This is a genomic window from Streptomyces sp. URMC 129, assembly GCF_051386415.1.
Lineage (GTDB): Bacteria > Actinomycetota > Actinomycetes > Streptomycetales > Streptomycetaceae > Streptomyces.
In genome coordinates this window covers 21,495-39,553 of the sequence record NZ_JBPQTQ010000009.1, presented here as the reverse complement: position 1 = coordinate 39,553, position 18,059 = coordinate 21,495, and the positions used below count along the sequence as shown (strand labels likewise).

The 18,059-nt window shown below is 70.0% G+C and carries 21 protein-coding genes and 1 pseudogene; 13 read left to right on the top strand and 9 right to left on the bottom strand.

Features of this window, described 5'->3' with window-relative positions; genetic code table 11:
- Window positions 1-41: 41 nt before the first annotated feature.
- Window positions 42-763 (top strand): annotated as a pseudogene (locus ACSNOC_RS03585) (helix-turn-helix domain-containing protein); the annotation flags it as partial.
- 32 nt (window positions 764-795) lie between these two features.
- Here ACSNOC_RS03585 and ACSNOC_RS03580 read toward each other — a convergent pair.
- From ACSNOC_RS03580 to ACSNOC_RS03570, 3 genes are all read right to left on the bottom strand, one after another.
- Window positions 796-1,119: a hypothetical protein gene (locus ACSNOC_RS03580; protein ID WP_436745756.1), complete on the bottom strand. Its 324-nt coding sequence runs from the start codon at window positions 1,117-1,119 to the stop codon at window positions 796-798.
- A gap of 652 nt (window positions 1,120-1,771) precedes the next feature.
- On the bottom strand, window positions 1,772-1,912 hold the full coding sequence (locus tag ACSNOC_RS03575) for a hypothetical protein (RefSeq protein ID WP_436745731.1): 141 nt from the start codon (window positions 1,910-1,912) through the stop codon (window positions 1,772-1,774).
- A 37-nt stretch (window positions 1,913-1,949) separates the two neighbouring features.
- Entirely contained in the window at window positions 1,950-2,228 is a 279-nt protein-coding gene (locus ACSNOC_RS03570; RefSeq protein ID WP_436745730.1) for a hypothetical protein, read from the bottom strand.
- Between the two features lie 271 nt (window positions 2,229-2,499).
- Between ACSNOC_RS03570 and ACSNOC_RS03565 the strand changes: the two genes are divergently transcribed.
- Both ACSNOC_RS03565 and ACSNOC_RS03560 read left to right on the top strand, forming a co-directional pair.
- Window positions 2,500-3,237, top strand: a complete 738-nt coding sequence (locus ACSNOC_RS03565; protein WP_436745729.1) for a helix-turn-helix domain-containing protein — start codon at window positions 2,500-2,502, stop codon at window positions 3,235-3,237.
- A gap of 11 nt (window positions 3,238-3,248) precedes the next feature.
- Window positions 3,249-3,725, top strand: a complete 477-nt coding sequence (locus tag ACSNOC_RS03560) for an NUDIX hydrolase (protein ID WP_436745728.1) — start codon at window positions 3,249-3,251, stop codon at window positions 3,723-3,725.
- Window positions 3,726-3,728: 3 nt separating this feature from the next.
- Here the strand turns inward: ACSNOC_RS03560 and ACSNOC_RS03555 are convergent, their stop codons facing one another.
- From ACSNOC_RS03555 to ACSNOC_RS03545, 3 genes are all read right to left on the bottom strand, one after another.
- Window positions 3,729-4,280: an HD domain-containing protein gene (locus ACSNOC_RS03555; protein ID WP_436745727.1), complete on the bottom strand. Its 552-nt coding sequence runs from the start codon at window positions 4,278-4,280 to the stop codon at window positions 3,729-3,731.
- Window positions 4,281-4,296: 16 nt separating this feature from the next.
- Complete coding sequence (locus ACSNOC_RS03550) at window positions 4,297-4,821, bottom strand: GntR family transcriptional regulator (protein WP_436745754.1); 525 nt, start codon at window positions 4,819-4,821, stop codon at window positions 4,297-4,299.
- Between the two features lie 414 nt (window positions 4,822-5,235).
- Window positions 5,236-5,697 (bottom strand): ATP-binding protein, encoded by a 462-nt coding sequence (locus ACSNOC_RS03545; protein WP_436745726.1) that lies wholly within the window; start codon window positions 5,695-5,697, stop codon window positions 5,236-5,238.
- Between the two features lie 148 nt (window positions 5,698-5,845).
- Here ACSNOC_RS03545 and ACSNOC_RS03540 point away from each other — a divergent pair, with 148 nt between their 5' ends.
- Window positions 5,846-6,583, top strand: a complete 738-nt coding sequence (locus tag ACSNOC_RS03540) for an XRE family transcriptional regulator (protein WP_436745725.1) — start codon at window positions 5,846-5,848, stop codon at window positions 6,581-6,583.
- A 104-nt stretch (window positions 6,584-6,687) separates the two neighbouring features.
- Here ACSNOC_RS03540 and ACSNOC_RS03535 read toward each other — a convergent pair whose 3' ends face one another.
- Both ACSNOC_RS03535 and ACSNOC_RS03530 read right to left on the bottom strand, forming a co-directional pair.
- Entirely contained in the window at window positions 6,688-7,341 is a 654-nt protein-coding gene (locus ACSNOC_RS03535; protein ID WP_436745724.1) for a DUF4231 domain-containing protein, read from the bottom strand.
- Window positions 7,342-7,781: 440 nt separating this feature from the next.
- On the bottom strand, window positions 7,782-8,813 hold the full coding sequence (locus tag ACSNOC_RS03530) for a LacI family DNA-binding transcriptional regulator (protein WP_436745723.1): 1,032 nt from the start codon (window positions 8,811-8,813) through the stop codon (window positions 7,782-7,784).
- Window positions 8,814-9,061: 248 nt separating this feature from the next.
- Between ACSNOC_RS03530 and ACSNOC_RS03525 the strand changes: the two genes are divergently transcribed.
- From ACSNOC_RS03525 to hydA, 9 genes are all read left to right on the top strand, one after another.
- Window positions 9,062-10,006 (top strand): dihydrodipicolinate synthase family protein, encoded by a 945-nt coding sequence (locus ACSNOC_RS03525; protein ID WP_436745722.1) that lies wholly within the window; start codon window positions 9,062-9,064, stop codon window positions 10,004-10,006.
- Window positions 10,007-10,084: 78 nt separating this feature from the next.
- On the top strand, window positions 10,085-10,957 hold the full coding sequence (locus ACSNOC_RS03520) for an ABC transporter substrate-binding protein (RefSeq protein WP_436745721.1): 873 nt from the start codon (window positions 10,085-10,087) through the stop codon (window positions 10,955-10,957).
- A 27-nt stretch (window positions 10,958-10,984) separates the two neighbouring features.
- Window positions 10,985-11,737 carry an amino acid ABC transporter permease gene (locus ACSNOC_RS03515; RefSeq protein ID WP_436745720.1) on the top strand — a complete coding sequence of 251 codons (753 nt, stop codon included), beginning with the start codon at window positions 10,985-10,987 and terminating at the stop codon, window positions 11,735-11,737.
- Window positions 11,734-12,519, top strand: a complete 786-nt coding sequence (locus ACSNOC_RS03510; RefSeq protein WP_436745719.1) for an amino acid ABC transporter ATP-binding protein — start codon at window positions 11,734-11,736, stop codon at window positions 12,517-12,519. Before ACSNOC_RS03515 ends, ACSNOC_RS03510 begins: the two co-directional genes overlap by 4 nt.
- Before the next feature lie 8 nt (window positions 12,520-12,527).
- Complete coding sequence (locus tag ACSNOC_RS03505) at window positions 12,528-12,926, top strand: (2Fe-2S)-binding protein (RefSeq protein WP_436745718.1); 399 nt, start codon at window positions 12,528-12,530, stop codon at window positions 12,924-12,926.
- A complete protein-coding gene (locus ACSNOC_RS03500; protein ID WP_436745717.1) occupies window positions 12,893-14,344 on the top strand; it encodes an FAD-dependent oxidoreductase in 1,452 nt (483 codons plus the stop codon). Before ACSNOC_RS03505 ends, ACSNOC_RS03500 begins: the two co-directional genes overlap by 34 nt.
- Window positions 14,337-15,545, top strand: coding sequence for an NAD(P)/FAD-dependent oxidoreductase (locus ACSNOC_RS03495; protein WP_436745716.1), 1,209 nt, complete (start codon window positions 14,337-14,339; stop codon window positions 15,543-15,545). The genes ACSNOC_RS03500 and ACSNOC_RS03495 overlap by 8 nt, the downstream gene beginning before the upstream one ends.
- On the top strand, window positions 15,542-15,940 hold the full coding sequence (locus ACSNOC_RS03490) for an allophanate hydrolase-related protein (RefSeq protein WP_436745715.1): 399 nt from the start codon (window positions 15,542-15,544) through the stop codon (window positions 15,938-15,940). Before ACSNOC_RS03495 ends, ACSNOC_RS03490 begins: the two co-directional genes overlap by 4 nt.
- 68 nt (window positions 15,941-16,008) lie before the next feature.
- Window positions 16,009-17,427 (top strand): dihydropyrimidinase, encoded by a 1,419-nt coding sequence (gene hydA / locus ACSNOC_RS03485; RefSeq protein WP_436745714.1) that lies wholly within the window; start codon window positions 16,009-16,011, stop codon window positions 17,425-17,427.
- 4 nt (window positions 17,428-17,431) lie between these two features.
- Here the strand turns inward: hydA and ACSNOC_RS03480 are convergent, their stop codons facing one another.
- Window positions 17,432-18,034: a TetR/AcrR family transcriptional regulator gene (locus tag ACSNOC_RS03480; protein WP_436745713.1), complete on the bottom strand. Its 603-nt coding sequence runs from the start codon at window positions 18,032-18,034 to the stop codon at window positions 17,432-17,434.
- Between the last annotated feature and the right edge of the window lie 25 nt (window positions 18,035-18,059).

The window sequence follows — 18,059 nt, the reverse complement described above, 5'->3', positions numbered from 1 at the left end:
TTGGATGGGCGGTGACGTCCGACCCGACCGCTGGAGGCGTGGTGGCCGAGCCGGTCCATGTGCGCAGACTGACGACCAGGAGGGGCAGAAGCTGCAGCGGATCGTGCGCCGGGGCACCACGATCTGGGTGCGCTACCGGCGCCCGATGATGCTGCTGGCCTCGGTCTGCGGGAACCGGGCCGTTGATCGCCCACCTGGTGCAGGCCGACGACGACCCCGTCCGGGATGTGATCCACCGGTTCAACGAGATCCGCCTGGCCTGTCTGGACCCTCAGTGGGCGGGATGCCGTCCCCGCCTGCTCAGCGGTGATGACGAGGACTTCGTCAGCCGGACGGCCACCACAGGCCCCACCAGGCTCGGCAGGCGACGACCGTCTGTGGGGCATCAACCGCCGCAGGGAGGCTCCGTGAACAGCCCGGCCGCGCTGAAGTCGATGCGGGCCGCCCGCTCCGACGGAGCACCACTCCGTGAACCTGGACCATCTGTCCGCGCACAGGGGCCGAGAAGATCCAGCGACGGGCGAAGAGGCACCGGGTCACGCAGTGTTTCACCCTGACCTACGCATCCCGGTCCCACCCGATCGAGCCCACTTCGGGTGGCTGCGGCAGTTCACCATCGGGAACTTCCACCACCCCAACCACACGGTGCAGACCCGGGGCCTCCACGCCACCTGTGCGGCGCAGTGCCAGCGCCCGTCGCCGGGACCTCCTCGCAGCGCAACGCCGCGAGCGTGCGCGCGTCCGCAGTGAGAAGGACATCCGACGGAGTGACGCCCTCTGGCCCCGCGGCCTGACCTACCGCGCGGCCCGCAAGGCCGCCGCGATCTGGACAGCATCCAGGTCGACAACGACCTCATCCGCGTCCCACACGCCACGTGAGGAGATCGCCAGGCCGATCAAGCCCAGCTCCGCAGCATGGTCACGCAGTTCGTACTCTTCACGGCTCTCCTCGCCGACCCCGGCCAGTTCCTCGCGTTCCCAGGCAGCGACCGCCAACTCAGCCATGGACCGGGGCAACCGCACGCTGATCCGACTGATCTGGGGATCGAGATGAGTCCCGACCGCCGCCAGCACGGTCCGGTCCTGCCGGTATCTCACGTACTGCTCGCGATCTTCCACAAGCCGAGGATACTCAGGCTCCCCCGAGGCTCCGGTTCCACAGCAGGTGAACGCATGCAGTCAGGGCACTAGCCCGGGGCTGCCAGCGGCGATGGACTCAACCCGGCAGTCCCGGCCCGGCGGCGGCATCAGCGCCGCCCGAAGGCCGGGGCCCGTCCGCTCCCGCAGCCAGCTCCACGACGATGCTGTCGACGGCGGGAGTGGCGACGGAGACGCTGCGCAAGACGGAAACGGGCCGGGCGCCGACTCCCGCGTTCTTCACCGTGGTGACCCCTATGGCCGCGGCGCTGGGGGTATCGCGGCCTGCACGCTGGACAGCGACGCGGTGAGCAGGCGACTGCGGTCCAGAGGTTTCGCAGAAATCAGCCCCTGCGGATGCCCGCGCATGTGCCCATCGTGGCCGGCCCGATCAGCGCCCACACGCCCGAGTGGGATGCATGCAGGACGGCCCCCGCCATTGCCGGTGAAAGCCCGACCGTGGCGGGGGCCAACTCGGACCGGTAGCGGAACAGCTTGCGACCGAGCGCGGCCAACGCTGCGCCCGCCTGCGGCGCCGTCGGCGCTCCCGAACTGTTTACGGAACCTCCGTCCGTGTCTGCCGTTCACTGAGTTCAACTGCATCCCTCCTTTCGGTGAGTGGGCGGGGCACGGATCAATGCCGGCGAGGAACCGCGCTCCGGCCGAGACCGTAGAGCGTGCACGGCACGGCGTACGACACGGGCAGGCCCCCGAAGCGCCACAGGCCGTAGATGGCCGGACCGAGAAGCAGGACGGCGGACAGGAAGAAGAACATCGGTCACCTCCCTCCCGTGGTCGAGGCGCTCACGCGATCACCACCAGGGCGAGCACGCAGCACAGGCGGCGGCGATAGACAGGCGCTGGGGCGACGAGGTCGCCCACAGCAGTGACAGGGCCAGTAAGCGGGCGGGGAGCACGACCAGCCGGAAGCCGGTCGAGACCTCGTCCGAACTGGCCGACCAGGGACGGGTGAAGTGCACCTCGGGTCGTACCGAGATGGCGCTCAGCTCGATCACGGCGGGTTGCTTCGACCGCAGGGGGCGGCGCTTCGGCCTCTTCGCGGGAACCAGTTGCGTCGTCTCGATCGTCATGCCGCGCTCACCGCCTTGCGGAAGTTGAAGCTGGTCCTCGTGAAGTTGCGCCAGTGGTCGCGGCGGACGTGTCGAACCGCGCCTGCGAGACGTTCTTTCTGTCAGACCCCATGCCGGGCTCCCTCTCCGCGTTGGTGGGTGGATGTGTGCGGGCAACTCCGCACACCAACGAGCATCCGGTGAGAGGATGGGACGTGATCACCACATGACTGGACGTGTGCAAGACGTCTGCCGAGGCGAAGACGTCCCGGGAAGTCCCGGGTGGGGGTACATGCCGAACGAGAGACTGCGAGCGACGTTGTTGGAGCGCCGCGTGACCCCGGCCGACCTGGCGAGCGCTGTGGACGTGGACCCCAAGTCGGTGGAGCGCTGGATCAACGGTCGCCTCCCGTACCGGCGTCACCGGTACGCCGTGGCGAACTTCCTCAACGTCGACGAGGGGTACCTGTGGCCGGACGCCCTGCCGCGCCAGCAGGTCGTGAACGCGTCCGAGAGCGAGATCCTGACCATCTACCCTCACCGCTGGGCCGTTCCGAGCGATGCGTGGGGCAAGCTCTACGCGACGGCCCGGGAGGAGATCGGTGTCCTGGTCTACAGCGGTCTCTTCCTGGCCGAAGACGCGGGCGTGCTGCGAACGTTCGTTGAGAAGGCGCGGCAGGGCGTGCGTGTGCGTGTGCTGCTGGGTGATCCGGACAGTGTCCACGTGGCGAACCGGGGAGCGGACGAGGGGATTGATGAGGCCATGGCGGCGAAGATCCGCAACGTCATGGTTCTCTACAAGCGCGCCGTGGGGAACGTGGAAGGCATCGAGATCCGGCTCCACGACACGGTTCTCTACAACTCGATCTACTTCGCGGACGACCAATTTCTTGTCAATACGCACGTCTACGGGTTCGCGGCTTCTCATGCTCCGGTGCTGCACCTGAAGCGCATCCCGGGCGGAGAGATCGTCAACACGTACCTGGAAAGCTTTGACCGGGTCTGGGCCGGAGCGCGAGCCCTACCGTAAGGAACGAACTCATGGCAACGCGAATCGACTACTACGACGACCCCGCCGCGCCGCCGGCCAACAGCCTTGTGCCGTCGGCCAATGTGGTCGTTCTCAACGAGCACGGCGAGATACTGATGATCCGCCGCACGGACAACGGCAATTGGGCACTGCCCGGCGGCGCCATGGACCTGGGCGAGTCGCTGACCGATTGCGCGGTGCGTGAAGTGGCCGAGGAGACAGGCATCACGTGCGAAGTGACGGGCTTGGTCGGCATCTACACCGACCCGCGTCACGTCATCCTCTACACGAGCGACGGGGAGTGCCGACAGGAGTTCTCGGTCGTCTTCACGGCGCGGGCCACCGGGGGGCAGCCCACGCCGAGCGACGAATCACGGGAAGTTGAGTGGATCGCTCCGCAGGACGCATCCGGACTCCAGATGGACCGGTCGATGCGTGCCCGCATCCTCGACTACGTGCAGGGGCAGAACCTCCCGCACCTCGGGTGAGGCTCATCCGCCGAGGGCGGCCAGCTTCTCACTGATCGAACGCGACGCGGCCAATATCTGGGGCGCGGCCCGCTCTATCGAACGAGTGACGAGGTGCTCCGGCCCGTAGCGGGAGAAGATCTCCTGAAGCCGTTCCTCGGCAGTCGTCACCTTTCCGTCCGGTGTCGTGGTCATATCGCAGTAGACGAGAGCCTCGACGAGGTGTGGCTCCTCAAGCCGGAACTCGCCCGAGAGTTCGTCGGCGAGTGACCGTTCCTCGGCCTCGATCAGCGCGCAGGAGTGATGGGCCACGAGATTGCAGATCCGGGGGTCGGCCTGCTCGACGTCCCGCAGGTAACGAGCACCGTCGAGCGGATGGAAACCCGTCTCCGCGATCGCTGGAGAATAGCCGATGTCATGCAATACGGCAGCGCATTGGAGGAGTTCGGCATCGCCCCCCATGATCGGCGCGAGCCGTTCGGCCTGAGCGCTCACCCCCAGGGAGTGAGCCCAACGGCGAGGCAACGGGTCCGCCAACAGTCGGCGTGCCAGATCAGTGGCCCATGCGACATCCATGCGACGAGGCTAACGGCTATCGCTTCCGGACGAACCAGCCCTTGCCCTGCACAGCTTCGACAAGTCCAGCTCCCGAGAGGTCAGCGAGTGCCTGCCGCGCCGTTCCCCGAGAGACGCTGTAGCGCTCGGACAAGGCGGCCTCACTCGGCAGCGCCGCGCCGGGCACCAGGTCGCCACGTTCGATGGCTTCGCGCAGTTCCCCTGAGATCTGCCGGTACTGCGGCGGTCTGGGCCTGGACGAGGCCGTTCCATGCTCATGCGTGGCGCGGACGACGCGGCCCCGGCCTGGGAGGGACTCGATGAGCCCTTCCGTCTCCAGGACGGAGAGGGCACGCCTGAGCGTGTTGCGGGCGACGCGGAATTCAGCTGAGAGCGTTGCCTCGGAGGGAAGCAGCTCGCCCGGTGGCAGCGCCCCGGAAGCGATCCGTTCCCGAAGGGCACGCGCGATCTGCGCGTAGGCCCCCCACGCCGTCGATCGTGGACTCACTCGATCCTCTCGGAGGTGCGGGACGGTGGCATGGGCGTCGCCCAGGTCCCCCATCACGGTTGCTGCGGTGCTCGTGCGGCTAGGGACGTTCGGGCGGTGCTCCCCGTGCCGAGGCTCGGTAGAGGCATGGCGGCAAGGGACCGTCCGGACGACTGAGCAGCGGCAGGAACTGCACGCGCCTGACTCGCCATTCGACCCTCGTCGCTCCGCACTCGATCGAGTACACAAAGGGCACATCGCTCTCAACGGCGTCGGCCACTTGGCGCTCGTTCGGCAACATCGAATGTTCGGTGATCCGGGCGTACTCCGGGTTCAGCCTTGTGACGACTGCCCGGACGGACACCTGTAGCCACTCGCGGACTTGCTCCAGGCTGTACGAGTCACAGGTCCCCACGGTCACGGTGCCGAACTCCGCGGTAGGTGTTGAGAGGAGGCACTCGCACCAGAAGTCGTTCAATGCGGTCGCGCTCATCCGGGCTGGTCACTTCCCGGCATGGTGCGGAACTCACACCAGACGCACTTGCCGGGGCCGCTGCGGTAGAAGCCGCGATTGGTCACGATGCTCTCGATGATGTACATCCCGCGTCCCGCCTCGTCCCCGGGCTTGACCAGGCGGGGGAGTGGCATTCGGCGATCGGAGTCGTGGACGTCGAGGCGCACCACGGTGCGGGCACTGAGGAGTCGCACCTGAATCAGGCCGTCGTCTTGGGTGGGACGTGCGTGGACCACGGAGTTGGTCACCAGCTCGGAGACGACGAGTTCGACGGCGTCCGCGAGGGCCTCGTGACCTCCCGCAGTCAACGCGATCTTCACGAACCGGCGTGCGAGGCTTGCCGATTTCGGGTCGTACCTCAGGGAAAGAGAACCGAGCAACTCGGTCGGGCGCGTATCGGCACGCTGTGCCGGCGGCTGGCTGATGTGGACACTCACGGCTGTTCCTCACGGGTCGAGATCGCCGCCAACAGGCTCTGCATGTGCAGGAGTGTTATGACGGCGCGCTGCCGCAAGTACCGCGTTTGTGGGACGTCTTGGGACGTCTTCGCTATCGTGGAGGCGTCCCCTGCGGGAGGAGGCACCCATGAACTACGCCGTGAAACAGGCGTTGGCCCGCGCCGGCCTCAGCGTGACCGACGTCGCCGCCCAACTCCAGGTCGACCCCAAGACAGTCGCCCGCTGGATCAGCGGCCGAATCCCTCATCCGCGCCATAGGGCAGCGCTGAGCAAACTCGTGAGCGCGTCCGAGCGTGACTTGTGGCCGGCCGCAGTGGGGCACGCGCTACGTCGACCACTCGCCCCGACCGAAATCCAAGCTGTCTACCCGCATCGATGGCTCGTTCCTTCCCATGCTTGGCGGGCGTTCTTCAGTCGAGCGGAGAAGAAAATTGACGTTCTGGTCTACAGCGGTCTATTCCTCATGGAGGATGCATCGATTCTCCGGATCTTCGCTGAAAAAGCTATGTCTGGAGTGGAAGTGCGTCTGCTTTTCGGTGATCCTGAAAGTGAGCAGGTAGCCGAGCGAGGGAGGGAGGGAGGTATTGGAGACGCCATGCCTGCCCGCATCCGTAACGCGCTGGTACTCACCAAGAGAATCTCGAAGACTCCGGGTCTCGACGTGAGAATGCATGGCGCGACACTCTATAATTCGATCTTTCGGTCGGATGCGGAATTCATGATCAACTCTCACGTCCTTGGCCACTCGGCTGCGAACTCGCCGGTTCTCCATCTTCGGCAGTCGGAGGGTTTCTCCATGAGCGCCACTTACTGTGAGAGCTTCGAACGCGCCTGGGCCGAGTCTGCACCCGTGGCCGTCCACTGACGACGCGGTGCCCGTGCATCAGTGGACCGACCCACGGAGTGAGCTCTAACTCACGTCATACCCGGGGTGTTGATTCTTTGGCGGGGTGAATTGCCTCACGTGCTTCACACGGTTCCATCGCGTCCCTCGTGAGGCTGGTCCAGTTGCTGCTCTCGCTTGCGCTGCTCCACGCGAAGTGACTCGATCTCTTCCGTCAAGCGGGCCAGATTCTCTGTCTCATCTTGCGTGTACGGCCGGATACCAAGCTCGAACGCTGTGGCATGCTGCTCAATGGCATCTGCTGTTTGTTGCAGGTAGAAACTGCGCTCTCGATACTTGAAATACCCGGTAAATCCGGCCGAGACGCCTACCGAAAAACTGAGGCCTACCGTGACCCACTTGAGCATGCCGCTGATATCGGCGAGGCTTGCGGCGGTCGTAGTGCCCAGTGACCCGATGATGATGACGGACTGAAATGCGTTATGGAGCCGACGGTAGTGCTGAGATTCTTCGCGAAGCCTTTCGAGTTCCTTGGGGATGGAGTCCTTGTAGCTGTACTGCCGCTGATATACTGGGATCCCCAGCTGAGAGGCCCTCAATAGGCGCCGCTCGTGGGCAATCTCTAGGTCCAGTTCAAGCTGGCGGACCGACTTCCTTGCGTCATCATCGCGGCCGTCCTCGATGTAGAGCTGAACCAGAAGAGCGATGATCGATAAACTGGTCAGAGGAATAGCGATTCTGTTGACGGGGCCAAAGTCTACAGATCGCCAAGTTCCCACAGTAGCAACGTAGATGGCAAGAATTGCCGCGATCGTTGCGGTAGCCGTCCAATGCAGACTGCGAAGCTGTAGTCGACGCGTGCGTACAGCTTCTTGCAGTCGAAGAATCGCTTCTGTGTGCTGCAGCAGCTGTTCGGCGGGACCCTCACTGGAGGCTGATGGGAGTGACAAGTCGCTGCCCCCCGATGGCATAGTTCGACGTTCCAGGCGGCTGGTTCACTTCCCTTCTGTCCGCTGGGCCAAACCCAAATCGGTCTCGCGTGCGAATCGAGCAATTGACGGCTCACTGTGGACCGCCAGCGGCTTCGGGAGAGCCCTTTCTGATTCATCGCCGTGGCGGCTGATCCCGGTTGCACCCGCCAAGGTGGCAGTGCGCATACGTCTCGTTGGCCGGCGTGGGGCACCGGCCAGCAGCGACGGACTTCGGCGGGGTCTCGGAGTCACGGGGGTGGTGGTGACCAGGTGGTCGTGGAGTGGCGGACCACCAGGTTCGCGCCCACGCGGAGCGAGCGGGCCGTGCCGGGGTGGCCCGGCTCGCCCTTCTCGATGCGGCGGAGCAACTGCTCGGCGGCCAACTCGCCCATGTCGCGCGGGGCGTTGTCGACGACCGTGATCGGGGGGTGCCAGTAGGCGAAGAACGGGGCCTCCTCGTGGCACACCAGCGACAGTTCGTCGGGCACCCGCACGCCGAGCCGGACCAGGGCGCCGAGCACGCCGAAGGTCGCCTCGTGGTTGGCGCTGTAGAGCGCGGTGGGCCGTGCCGAGGAGGCCGTCATCAGCCGCGCGACCGCCTGGTCGCCGAAGGGCGGCTCGTACGGGCCGCGCACGACCAGGGCGGGGTCCGGCGCGAGGCCGTGCTCGGCCATCGCCTGGGCGAAACCGGCGTACCGGTCGCGGCCCGAGTCCACCGAGGCGGGACCGCCGATGAAGCCGATGCGCCGGTGGCCCAGCTCCAGCAGATGCCGGGTGGCGAGCAGCGCCCCCTCGTGGTCGCCGGCCATCACGGCGTCCCCCGGCGCGCCCTCCGGGGAGCGGATCAGGTTGACCACCGGTATGCCCGCCGCCTCCACCTCCCTGGTCACCGCGGTGTTCTCCCCGGTGCCCACGATGATCAGCCCGTCCACCCGGTGATCCAGCAGCGCTTCGAGGTACCGCCGTTCGCGGGCGGGGTCCGCGTCGGTGATGCAGAGCAGGACCTGGTAGCCCAGCTCCTCCAGACGCTGGTGCACCACCGAGGTGATGACGTGGAAGGAGGCGTTCACCAGGTTGGTCACGATGAGGCCGACGAGGTTGCTGCGCCGGGTGCGGAGGCCACTGGCGATCCGGTTGGCGCGGTAGCCGAGGCGCTCGGCCGCGGCCAGCACCGCGCGGCGGGCCTGCGGGCTGATCCGTGCCGATCCGCTCAGCACGCGCGAGGCGGTGCTCTTCGAGACGCCCGCCGCTGCCGCGACATCGGCCAGGGTGACAGCCAAGGTGAACCCCCGAGGAGTGCAATCGATTTCACTCGACAACCCGTCGCCGTGGGCAGCGACCCCTGCATTATGGCAGAGGAGCGCAGGGTTTCCCGGTCGTTAAATCGCCATTTCCCTTCACGATTCCCGGTGAGCGGGGGTTGACGCGGTCTCCCGTCGAGGCCCACGGTGGTGTGCAATCGATCCCACAACAAGACCACGGCGACCCCGCCCCGGCGCCGCCGGGGGCGCCCTGAGGGAGGACGCGGATGAACCGGAGTGACGTCTCCTGGCGCGGCTACTGGCCCGCCGCGCCCACGCCGTTCACCGCCGACGGCGCCGTCGACGAGGCCGCCTGGCGGGCGCTGCTCCGGCTCTACGCCGCGCAGGGCGTCCATGGCGTGCTGGTCAACGGCACCACCGGCGAGTGGTTCTCGCAGACACCGGCCGAGCGCCGCCGCGTCGCGGAGATCGCCGTGGCGGAGCTGGGCGGCCGGGTGCCGGTCGTGATCGGCTGCGGCGCGTTCACCGCCGCCGAATGCGCCGCGTTCGGCGAACACGCCCGCGCCATCGGGGCCGACGGCATCCTCACCACCCCGCCGCCGTACCTGCATCCCAGCGAGGACGAGATCTACGCCTTCTACCGGGAGATCGCGGAGACGGTCGCCATGCCGCTCATGGTCTACAACTGGCCGCGCGGCACGGCCGTGGACATCGGGGTGGAAACCGCCGTCCGCCTCGCCGCCCTGGACAACGTCGTGGCCATCAAGGACAGTTCGGGCGACGAGCTGAAGGTGGCGGAGACCTGCGCCGCCCTCGCGGGCTCGCTCCGGGTGTTCGGCCGCTTCATCCACCGCCGGGGCATGGCGATCATGGCCGAGTTCGGCGGCGACGGGAACATCGACGGCGGCGCGCTCGGCGCCCCGTTCGCGGTCCCGTTCTACGAGGCCTACTGGGCCGGCGACCTCGATCGCGCCCGCGCGTGGTCCGCCCGCTACGAGCGGCTGACCGGCCTGCTCGTCAACTCCGACTACAGCTCCAAGTTCGCCTCACCCACCGCGCAGCTGAAAGCAGCGATGCGGCTGCTCGGACAGCCGGGCGGGCACGTCCGCCCGCCCCTGCTCCCGCTGGACGACCCGGCCCGGCTCGCGCTTCTCTCCGCCGCCCTGGACGAGTCCGGCCTGCCGTCCGCCGTCGCGGCGACGTCCCCGTAACGCCCCACCACCGCACCGTCCCACCACCGCACCTCCGCTCACCCCGGCCTCCCCAGGCCGTCCCGAAAGGCAACGATCGTGCGAAGACTGCTCCCCCTCACCACGGCCGCCCTCCTCCTGCCCCTCGCGGCATGCGGCGGCGGCGACTCCTCAGGCTCCGCCGACTCCTCCCCGGCCGCCGCCGACGACTGCGCGCCCCGGATCGGCGGCGGCGACCTCGTGGCGGACGGCACCCTCACGATGTCCACCAACGCGACGCTGCCGCCCATGCAGTACATGGACGGCGACGACATCGTCGGCATGCGCGTGGACCTGGGGGAGGAGATCGCCCACCGGCTGTGTCTGGAGCCGGAGTTCGTCAACGTCCCCTTCGACGCCCAGATACCCGGCGTCCAGAGCGGGCGCTGGGACATGATCAACACCGGCATGTTCTACACCCCCGAGCGCGCCGAGACGATCACCCTCGTGCCCTACGAGGTCCAGGGCGTCTCCGTCTCGGTGCCCGACGGCAACCCGCACGGCATCACCTCCGAGGACGACCTGTCGGGCCGGACGATCGCCGTCGAGGCACCCGGCTACGAGTACGACACCCTCGAAGCCCTCAACGCCCGGTTCGCGGAGGCGGGCAGGCCGGGGATCAGCCTCCGGACCTTCCACAACAACGCGGACGCCTACCAGGCGCTGTCCGCCGGGCAGGTCGACGGCGTTGCCATCGTGGAGTCGGTCACGACCTACTACCAGGGCAACGGCCGTTTCGAGACGGCGGTTTCCGGGATGAACACCGCGCCGCTCGCGCTGGGCTTCGGCAACACGGCCGTCGCCGAGGCCGTCGCCGGCGCCGTACGGGAGATGGAGGAGGACGGCTATCTGGCGGAGCTGTTCGACGAGTACGGCGTCACGCCCTACACCGGCCCCATCGAGGTGACCACCGGACCGGTCACCGTCCAGTAGTCCACCGGACCGAGGGAAGGTCGAATCATGTGGTCCTGGGAGGCATTCTTCTCCTTCCTCCGCAGTCCTGCGCTGCTCCACGGCGCCTGGACGACGGTGTGGCTGACGGCGGTGAGCATGGGCCTCGGGCTGGTGCTGGCCGTGGTGGTGGCGTGGGGCAGGGCGTCGGCCCTCCGCCCGGTGCGGATGGTGACGGGTTTCTACGTCTGGCTGATGCGGGGGACCCCGCTGCTGGTGCAACTCGTCATCATCTACACGGGTTTGCCGCAGGTCGGCATCCGGCTCGACGTCGTCACGGCGGCGCTGACCGGGCTGGTGCTCAACGAGGCGGCGTATCTGTCGGAGATCGTCCGCTCCGGGTTCCTCTCGGTGCCGCGCGGCCAGACCGAGGCCGCGCGCGCCCTGGGCATGTCCCCGGCACGGGTGTTCCGCGTCGTCCTCTTCCCGCAGGCCCTGCGGATCATGGTCCCGTCCCTGGGCAACAGCTTCAACGGGCTGCTGAAGACGACCACGCTCGTCTCCGTCATCTCCGTGGAGGAGCTGCTGCGCCAGACCCAGTACGCCGTCCAGGTCAACTTCCGCGTGCTGGAGGGCCTGACCGCGGCGGCGCTGTACTACCTGGCCATGACCACGCTGTGGGACTTCTTCCAGCGGCGGCTGGAGGCCAGGGTCGGCCGCGGCTACGCCCCGCGGACCGGACGGACGAAGACCACGCGACAGAGGAAGGGACCCGACCCGTTGACCGCGCCCGGTCCCCTGATGGAAGCGGAGAACCGATGAACGCGGCTCCGGACAGCCGCCTGGTGCTGGTCGAGGCCCGGGGCGTGCAGAAGTCCTTCGGCTCGGTGCGGGTGCTCAACGGCGTCGACCTCACCGTCCGCGAGCGGGAGGTCGTCCTGATCCTCGGCCCGTCGGGCGGCGGCAAGAGCACCTTCCTGCGCACGCTGAACTGCCTGGAGGACATCGACGAGGGCAGCGTCCGCGTCTGCGGCGAACTCATCGGCCGCGACGAACGCCCGGGCCGCCGCCGGAGCCGACTGCGCGAGAGCCGGGTCGCGGTGCAACGCCGCGTGACCGGCATGGTGTTCCAGCAGTTCAACCTCTTCCCGAACATGACCGCGCTGGAGAACGTGGCTTGCGGGCCGGTGCACGTCCACGGCACCCCGAAGGCCGAGGCGCAGCGGGACGGCCGTGACCTGCTGGACCTGGTGGGCCTGGCCGACAAGGCGGGCAGCTATCCCGGGCAGCTCTCCGGCGGCCAGCAGCAACGGGTCGCGATCGCACGGGCCCTGGCCATGCGGCCCCGGGTGATGCTCTTCGACGAGCCCACCTCGGCCCTGGACCCGGAGATGGTCACGGAGGTGCTGGACGTGATGGTCCGGCTCCGCGAGGAGGGCATGACGATGATCGTCGTCAGCCACGAGATGGGCTTCGCCCGGGCCGCCGCCGATCGTGTGGTGTTCCTCAGCGACGGCCAGGTGCTGGAGGACAAGGCGCCCGACGCCTTCTTCGCCGCGCCCGAGCACGAACGCACCCGCCGGTTCCTGAGCAAGATCCTGTGAGCGCGGCCATGAAGAACGCCAACGGACGGCAACGGCCGCGCACGGTGCGGGTCGTGGTCGACGGGACACCGAGGGCGGCCTGGGAGGGCCAGACGGTGACCGCGGTCCTCGTCGCCGCGGGCGTCTGGGCCCTGCGCCGGAACCCGGTGACGGGCCGACTCCGCGGCCCCTTCTGCGGCATGGGGGTGTGCATGGAGTGCGAAATCGTCATCGACGGCCGCCCCGACACCCGCTCCTGCCTGGTCCACGTGACCGACGGCATGGACGTCCGCACCCGGACGGACCGCCAGCCGCCGGACCGGGACCAGGACCCCGGTCCGGACCAGGACCCCGATGCAGGATCAGGACCCCGATCAGGATCAGGAGGTGACCCGTGCCTGAACGGCCTTCCCCGCCCGACGCGGTGACGACGCTCACCGTGGATGTCGCGGTCGTGGGCGGCGGGCCCGCGGGCCTGACCGCCGCCGCCCTGCTGGGCGAGGGCGGGCTGCGGGTCGCCCTGATCGACGAAGCGGACCGGCCCGGCGGCCAGTTCTACAAGCGCCGTGCCGAGCCGATGGCCGACGCCTTCGGCGACTTCCGCCCCCGGGGCACCGCGCTGATCGAACGCGCCCGCGCCGCCGGGGTGCGGTGCCTGCCCCACACGCTGGTGTGGGGAGCCACCGACGCCGGTACCTCCCTCCTCACCGGCGACGTCCGCACCGGAGCGGCCGGCCGGGTCACCGCCCGCGCCACGATCGTCGCCACCGGCGCCTTCGAGCGTGCCGTGCCGTTCCCCGGCTGGCTCCTCCCGGGCGTGGTCACCCCCGGCTTCGCCCTGCACCTGGCCACCATGGACCGGACCGCCGTGGGGCGCCGGGTCGTCGTGGCCGGGACCGGCCCGTTCCTGCTGCCGGTCGCCCACGCGCTGCTGGACGTCGGGGTCCGCATCGAGGCGCTGCTGGAGCTCAACCACCCGTACCGGCCACGGCTCGCCGCGCTCGGCGCGGCCGGCCACCCCGCGCGGCTGACGGAGGCGGCGGGCTATCTGCTGTCCCTGGCGGTACGCGGTGTGCGGGTGCGTCAGGGCCGGCGCGTGCTGGCCGCGTACGGCGACGACCGGGTGCGGGCCGTCGACATCGGCCCGGCCGATCCGGCGCGGGCGGGCGAGGGCGTCCAGCGCGTCGAGGTGGACGCGCTGTGCGTCGGCTTCGGCTTCCGGCCCAGCACCGAACTGCTGCGCCTGCTCGGCTGCCGCACCGGAGTCGACCCGGCCACGGGTGAGGAACTGCCGGTGGTGGACCAGGACGGCGCCACCTCCGTGGACGGCGTCTACGCCGCCGGCGAGTGCGCCGGGATCGCCGGGGTGCACGCGGCCGAGGTCCGCGGCGAACTGGCCGCCCGCGCCGTCCTGCGCCGCTTCGGCCGGGAGGCACCCGGCGGCGCGCGCCTCGCGGCGGCCCGGCGCCGGGCCCGCGCCCTGGACCGGTTCGCGGCCCTGACGCGGCGGCTCTACCCGGTGCCGCCCTCGCTCACGACCTCGCTGGCCGACGACACCACGGTGTGCCGGTGCGAGGGCGTCACCGCGGGCGAGATCCGGCGCGCCGCCGCGACCGGCTGGAACGACCTGCACGCCACCAAGGGCGCCACCCGCGCCGGCATGGGGCCGTGCCAGGGACGCGAGTGCGGCCACGTCGTCGCGGCGCTGGCCCGGCGGACGCCCGGCGCACCGGCCGCCTTCTCGGCCCGGGCCCCCCTCAAGCCGCTGCCGGTGCGCACGGTGCTGGCGCTGGACGAGGCGGGCACCCACGCCGGAGCCGAGCCGGGGGAGGCGGCCGATGGCTGAGCGACACCGCGCGCACCGAGCCGACGTCGTGGTGATCGGGGCGGGCATCCTCGGGGCCGCCGCCGCCTTCCACCTCGCCGCGGCCGGGTTCCGCGTGACCGTGCTGGAGCGCGGCGCGCCCAACCGCGAGGGGTCCGGCACCACCGCGGGCAATCTGCACATCCAGGGCATCCACACCAGGCGCCCGGGCCAGGGCGTCCCGGTGGACAGCGAACGCTTCCTGCCCCTGCAACGCGCGGCATCGGAGCGCTGGTCCACCGTCGAGGAGCGGCTCGGGGCCGACGTCGAACTGCGGCGCGGCGGCGGGTTCATGGTCGCCGAGACCGCCGAGCAGGAACAAGAGCTCCACGACAAGCGGAAGCTGGAGCGCACGGTGGGCATCCCCACCGAACTGCTCACCGGCGACGAGGCGCGGCGACGGCTGCCGCTGCTGTCCGGCCGGGTCGGTGCCGCCACCTGGTGCCCGCTCGACGGATACGCCAACCCGCTGCTGATCACGCCCGCTTACCTCCGGGCGGCCGTCCGGCACGGAGCCGAGGTGCACGCGTTCACCCCGGTGACCCGTATCGACCGCGGGCCCGGCGGCTACACCGTCGGTTCGGCGGACCGGAGCTGGACCGCGCCCGTGGTCGTCGACGCGGCGGGCCCGTGGCTGACGGAGGTGGCCGCGCTCGCCGGGATCACGCTGGCGATGGCCCCGGTCGTCATCCAGATGCACGCGACCGTGCGGGTGCCGCCGGTCCTGGGCCATCTCGTCCAGCACATCGGCGAGGGGCTGTCGGTCAAGCAGGTGAGCGCCGGCAATCTGCTCATCGGGGGCGGCTGGCCCGCCCGCGGGGCCGGCGCCGCGGGCCGCGGCGCGGCCAGCATGCCGAGCCTGACGGGCAACCTGGTGCAGGCGTGCCGCGTGCTGCCGTTCCTCGCGGACCTGCGGCTGCTGCGGGTGTGGGCGGGTCCGCTGGCCGCGACCCCGGACGAGATGCCGGTGATCGGTGAAGTCCCCGGGCACCCGGGCTTCTTCGTCGCCGGGGGGACGTACGCGTTCACGTTCGCGCCGCTGTGGGGGGAGACGCTGCGCGCGCTGATCGCGGGGGAGCGGCCTCCGGAGCCCGTCGGCGACCTCGGGCCCGGGCGGCTCATGCGGCGGGCCGCGGCCACCCGGCAGGAATCGACTCAACAGAAAGGCAGATGTGCCCGATGACCCCCCTGCGGATGTTCGTCAACGGTCAGGCCATGTCCGGCGGCAGCCTCAACGACGCGCTGAGTGACGCCCGGTTCGCCGGTCCGGCGCGCACCGCCCCCCGGTACCGCTTCTACTCCGTGCGCGACGAATTCCCCGGACTGCACCCGGTGGAGGGGGCGGCGGGCACCGCGATCGCGGGTGAGATCTACGAGGTGACGTACGAGGTGCTGCACGACGTGCTGCTGCCGCGGGAGCCTCCCGAGCTCGAACTCGGCGTCATCCGGCTGGAAGACGGCTCCGGTTCCTTCGCCATGCGGATGCGTCCGGCGGCGCTGCACGCCCCCGGCGTCGTCGACATCAGCGACCACGGCGGCTGGCGCGCCTACCTCGCGACCCGGGCCGTGGGCCTGTAGGCCCGCACCCCGCACCCCGCAGCACCGCAGCCCGCGGTCCGCGACGTTCGATCCCGTTGGAGAGTCCCATGCCCCATCCCGAGCCCCTCGACCTCGTCGTGCGCGGCGGCACCGTGATCAACGCCGACTGGCAGGGCGCGGCCGACGTCCTGGTCGGCGACGGACGGGTCCGCGCGCTGGTGGAACCCGGCGCCTGCCCGCCGGACGCGATACGCCGTGCCGGGGCCGCCGAACTCGACGCCACGGGCCGCCTGGTGCTGCCCGGCGGCGTGGACCCGCACTGCCATGTCGGCTTCACCTCGGGTGAGTTCACCTCGCTCGACGACTACCACCAGGCCACCACCGCGGCCGTGTTCGGCGGCACCACGACCATCGTCGACTTCGCGATCCCGCGCCCCGGCGAGCACCCGGCCGACGTCGTCGCCCTCCAACGCGCCAAGGCGGCCGAGGGGTTGTGCGACAGCGCGCTGCACGCCTGCGTCGTGGACTGGGACGACACCGTGCCGGAGCAGCTCCGCGCGGTGGTGGCCGACGGCGTGGTCACCGTGAAGATGTTCACCACCTACCGGGGCGAGACCATGGCCGAGGAGAAGACCATCCTCAACGTCATGACGCACCTGCGCGACCTCGGCGGCATGGTGGTCGTCCACTGCGAGGCCGACCACATCATCACCGACGTGCAGGAACGCCGCGCGTCGGCAGGCGCCATCGGCGCCGGTCACCACGCCACCACCCGGCCCGAGCTGGCCGAGACCGCCTCCGTGGCGGAGATCCTGGCGATCGCCGAATCCGTCGCGGCCCCGGTGTACTTCGTCCACCAGTCCACCCCGGAGGCCGTCGACCTGGTCGCCCGGGCCCGGAGCCGGGGCGTGCGGGCGTTCACCGAGACGGTCGCGCACCACCTCGTCCTGGACGACTCGGCCTACGCCGGACCGCACCCCGAACGGTTCGTCTGCTGCCCGCCGCTGCGGTCGTCCACCACCGTCGCCGGGCTGAGGTCCCGGGTCTTCCACGGCCAGGTGGCCACCATCGGCAGCGACCACTGCTGCTACGACACCGCCCAGAAGGAGTCCGCGCGCCACGACGTGCGGGCGATGCCCAACGGCCTGCCCGGCGTGGAGACCCGCATGCCGGTGCTCTTCGGCGAGCTGGTCGTCGAGCGCGGCCTCCCCCTGGGCCGCTTCGTGGCGATGACGTGCGCCAACCCCGCCCGGCTCAATGGCCTGTACCCCCGCAAGGGCGTCATCGCCCCCGGCGCGGACGCGGACTTCGCGCTCTGGGACCCGGCCGCCACCCACGAGGTGCGCGCCACCGGCCTGCACATGGCGACGGACTACACGCCCTACGAGGGCATGCGGCTCACCGGCCGCCCGCGCACGGTGGTCGTCGGCGGACGGGTGGTGGTCGACGAGGGACGCCTGACGGACCCGGAGCCGCGCGGACGCCACCTCGCGTCCGGGCCCCTCGGCCCGGCCCTGATCTGCTGACGGCTCAGGCGCGCATGCCGTTGAGCATGTGCGTGATCACCCGGGCGTATTCGGCCCGCACCCGGGGCTTGTCCGGCTCCGGGGCCTCGGCGAGGGCCATGCCGGCGGCGCCGAGGACGTGGAACGTCACGCGGGTCAGCGGTTCGAGGGGGAGCGGCGGCAGGTCGCCGTTGTCCATCAGCGTCCGCATCATGCCCTCGATCAGCCCGTAGGCGTACTTCTCCTCGCACTCCCGCCACTGCGTCCAGCCGAGCGCCAGGGGTGCCTCCTGCCAGACCAGCCGCCCGTACACCGGGTCGCAGGCGCACTCCAGGAACGCCTCCAGCGCGGCTTGGGCGGCCGACCAGGGGTCCGCCTCCCGGGCGGCGGCCTCGGTCGCGCGGCGGGCCATCTCCGTCTCCAGCTCCTCGAACACCGCCTGGAACAGCGCGGTCTTGCTCGGGAAGTGGTGGTACACCGCGCCCCGGGTGGCCTCGATGTCGGCGGCGACGTCCTCCAGCGCCGTCCCGGCGAAGCCGTGTGCGGCGAACCGGCGGGTGGCGGCGTCGAGCAGGGCGGCCTTGGTGGCCTGCGAGTAACGCTCCCGTCGGCTCTTGACAGATGACATGGCCGAAGCATATGACATACACAGC

Excerpts from the sequence above, each read along its gene's own strand:
- ACSNOC_RS03495 (WP_436745716.1), top strand. The coding sequence starts at position 14,337 with ATGGCTGAGCGACACCGCGCGCACCGAGCCGACGTCGTGGTGATCGGG.
- ACSNOC_RS03515 (WP_436745720.1), top strand. The coding sequence starts at position 10,985 with ATGTGGTCCTGGGAGGCATTCTTCTCCTTCCTCCGCAGTCCTGCGCTG.
- ACSNOC_RS03555 (WP_436745727.1), bottom strand. The coding sequence starts at position 4,280 with ATGGATGTCGCATGGGCCACTGATCTGGCACGCCGACTGTTGGCGGAC.
- ACSNOC_RS03490 (WP_436745715.1), top strand. The coding sequence starts at position 15,542 with ATGACCCCCCTGCGGATGTTCGTCAACGGTCAGGCCATGTCCGGCGGC.
- ACSNOC_RS03505 (WP_436745718.1), top strand. The coding sequence starts at position 12,528 with ATGAAGAACGCCAACGGACGGCAACGGCCGCGCACGGTGCGGGTCGTG.
- hydA (WP_436745714.1), top strand. The coding sequence starts at position 16,009 with ATGCCCCATCCCGAGCCCCTCGACCTCGTCGTGCGCGGCGGCACCGTG.
- ACSNOC_RS03560 (WP_436745728.1), top strand. The coding sequence starts at position 3,249 with ATGGCAACGCGAATCGACTACTACGACGACCCCGCCGCGCCGCCGGCC.
- ACSNOC_RS03565 (WP_436745729.1), top strand. The coding sequence starts at position 2,500 with ATGCCGAACGAGAGACTGCGAGCGACGTTGTTGGAGCGCCGCGTGACC.
- ACSNOC_RS03570 (WP_436745730.1), bottom strand. The coding sequence starts at position 2,228 with ATGACGATCGAGACGACGCAACTGGTTCCCGCGAAGAGGCCGAAGCGC.
- ACSNOC_RS03540 (WP_436745725.1), top strand. The coding sequence starts at position 5,846 with ATGAACTACGCCGTGAAACAGGCGTTGGCCCGCGCCGGCCTCAGCGTG.
- ACSNOC_RS03550 (WP_436745754.1), bottom strand. The coding sequence starts at position 4,821 with ATGGGGGACCTGGGCGACGCCCATGCCACCGTCCCGCACCTCCGAGAG.
- ACSNOC_RS03525 (WP_436745722.1), top strand. The coding sequence starts at position 9,062 with ATGAACCGGAGTGACGTCTCCTGGCGCGGCTACTGGCCCGCCGCGCCC.
- ACSNOC_RS03575 (WP_436745731.1), bottom strand. The coding sequence starts at position 1,912 with ATGTTCTTCTTCCTGTCCGCCGTCCTGCTTCTCGGTCCGGCCATCTAC.
- ACSNOC_RS03510 (WP_436745719.1), top strand. The coding sequence starts at position 11,734 with ATGAACGCGGCTCCGGACAGCCGCCTGGTGCTGGTCGAGGCCCGGGGC.
- ACSNOC_RS03480 (WP_436745713.1), bottom strand. The coding sequence starts at position 18,034 with ATGTCATCTGTCAAGAGCCGACGGGAGCGTTACTCGCAGGCCACCAAG.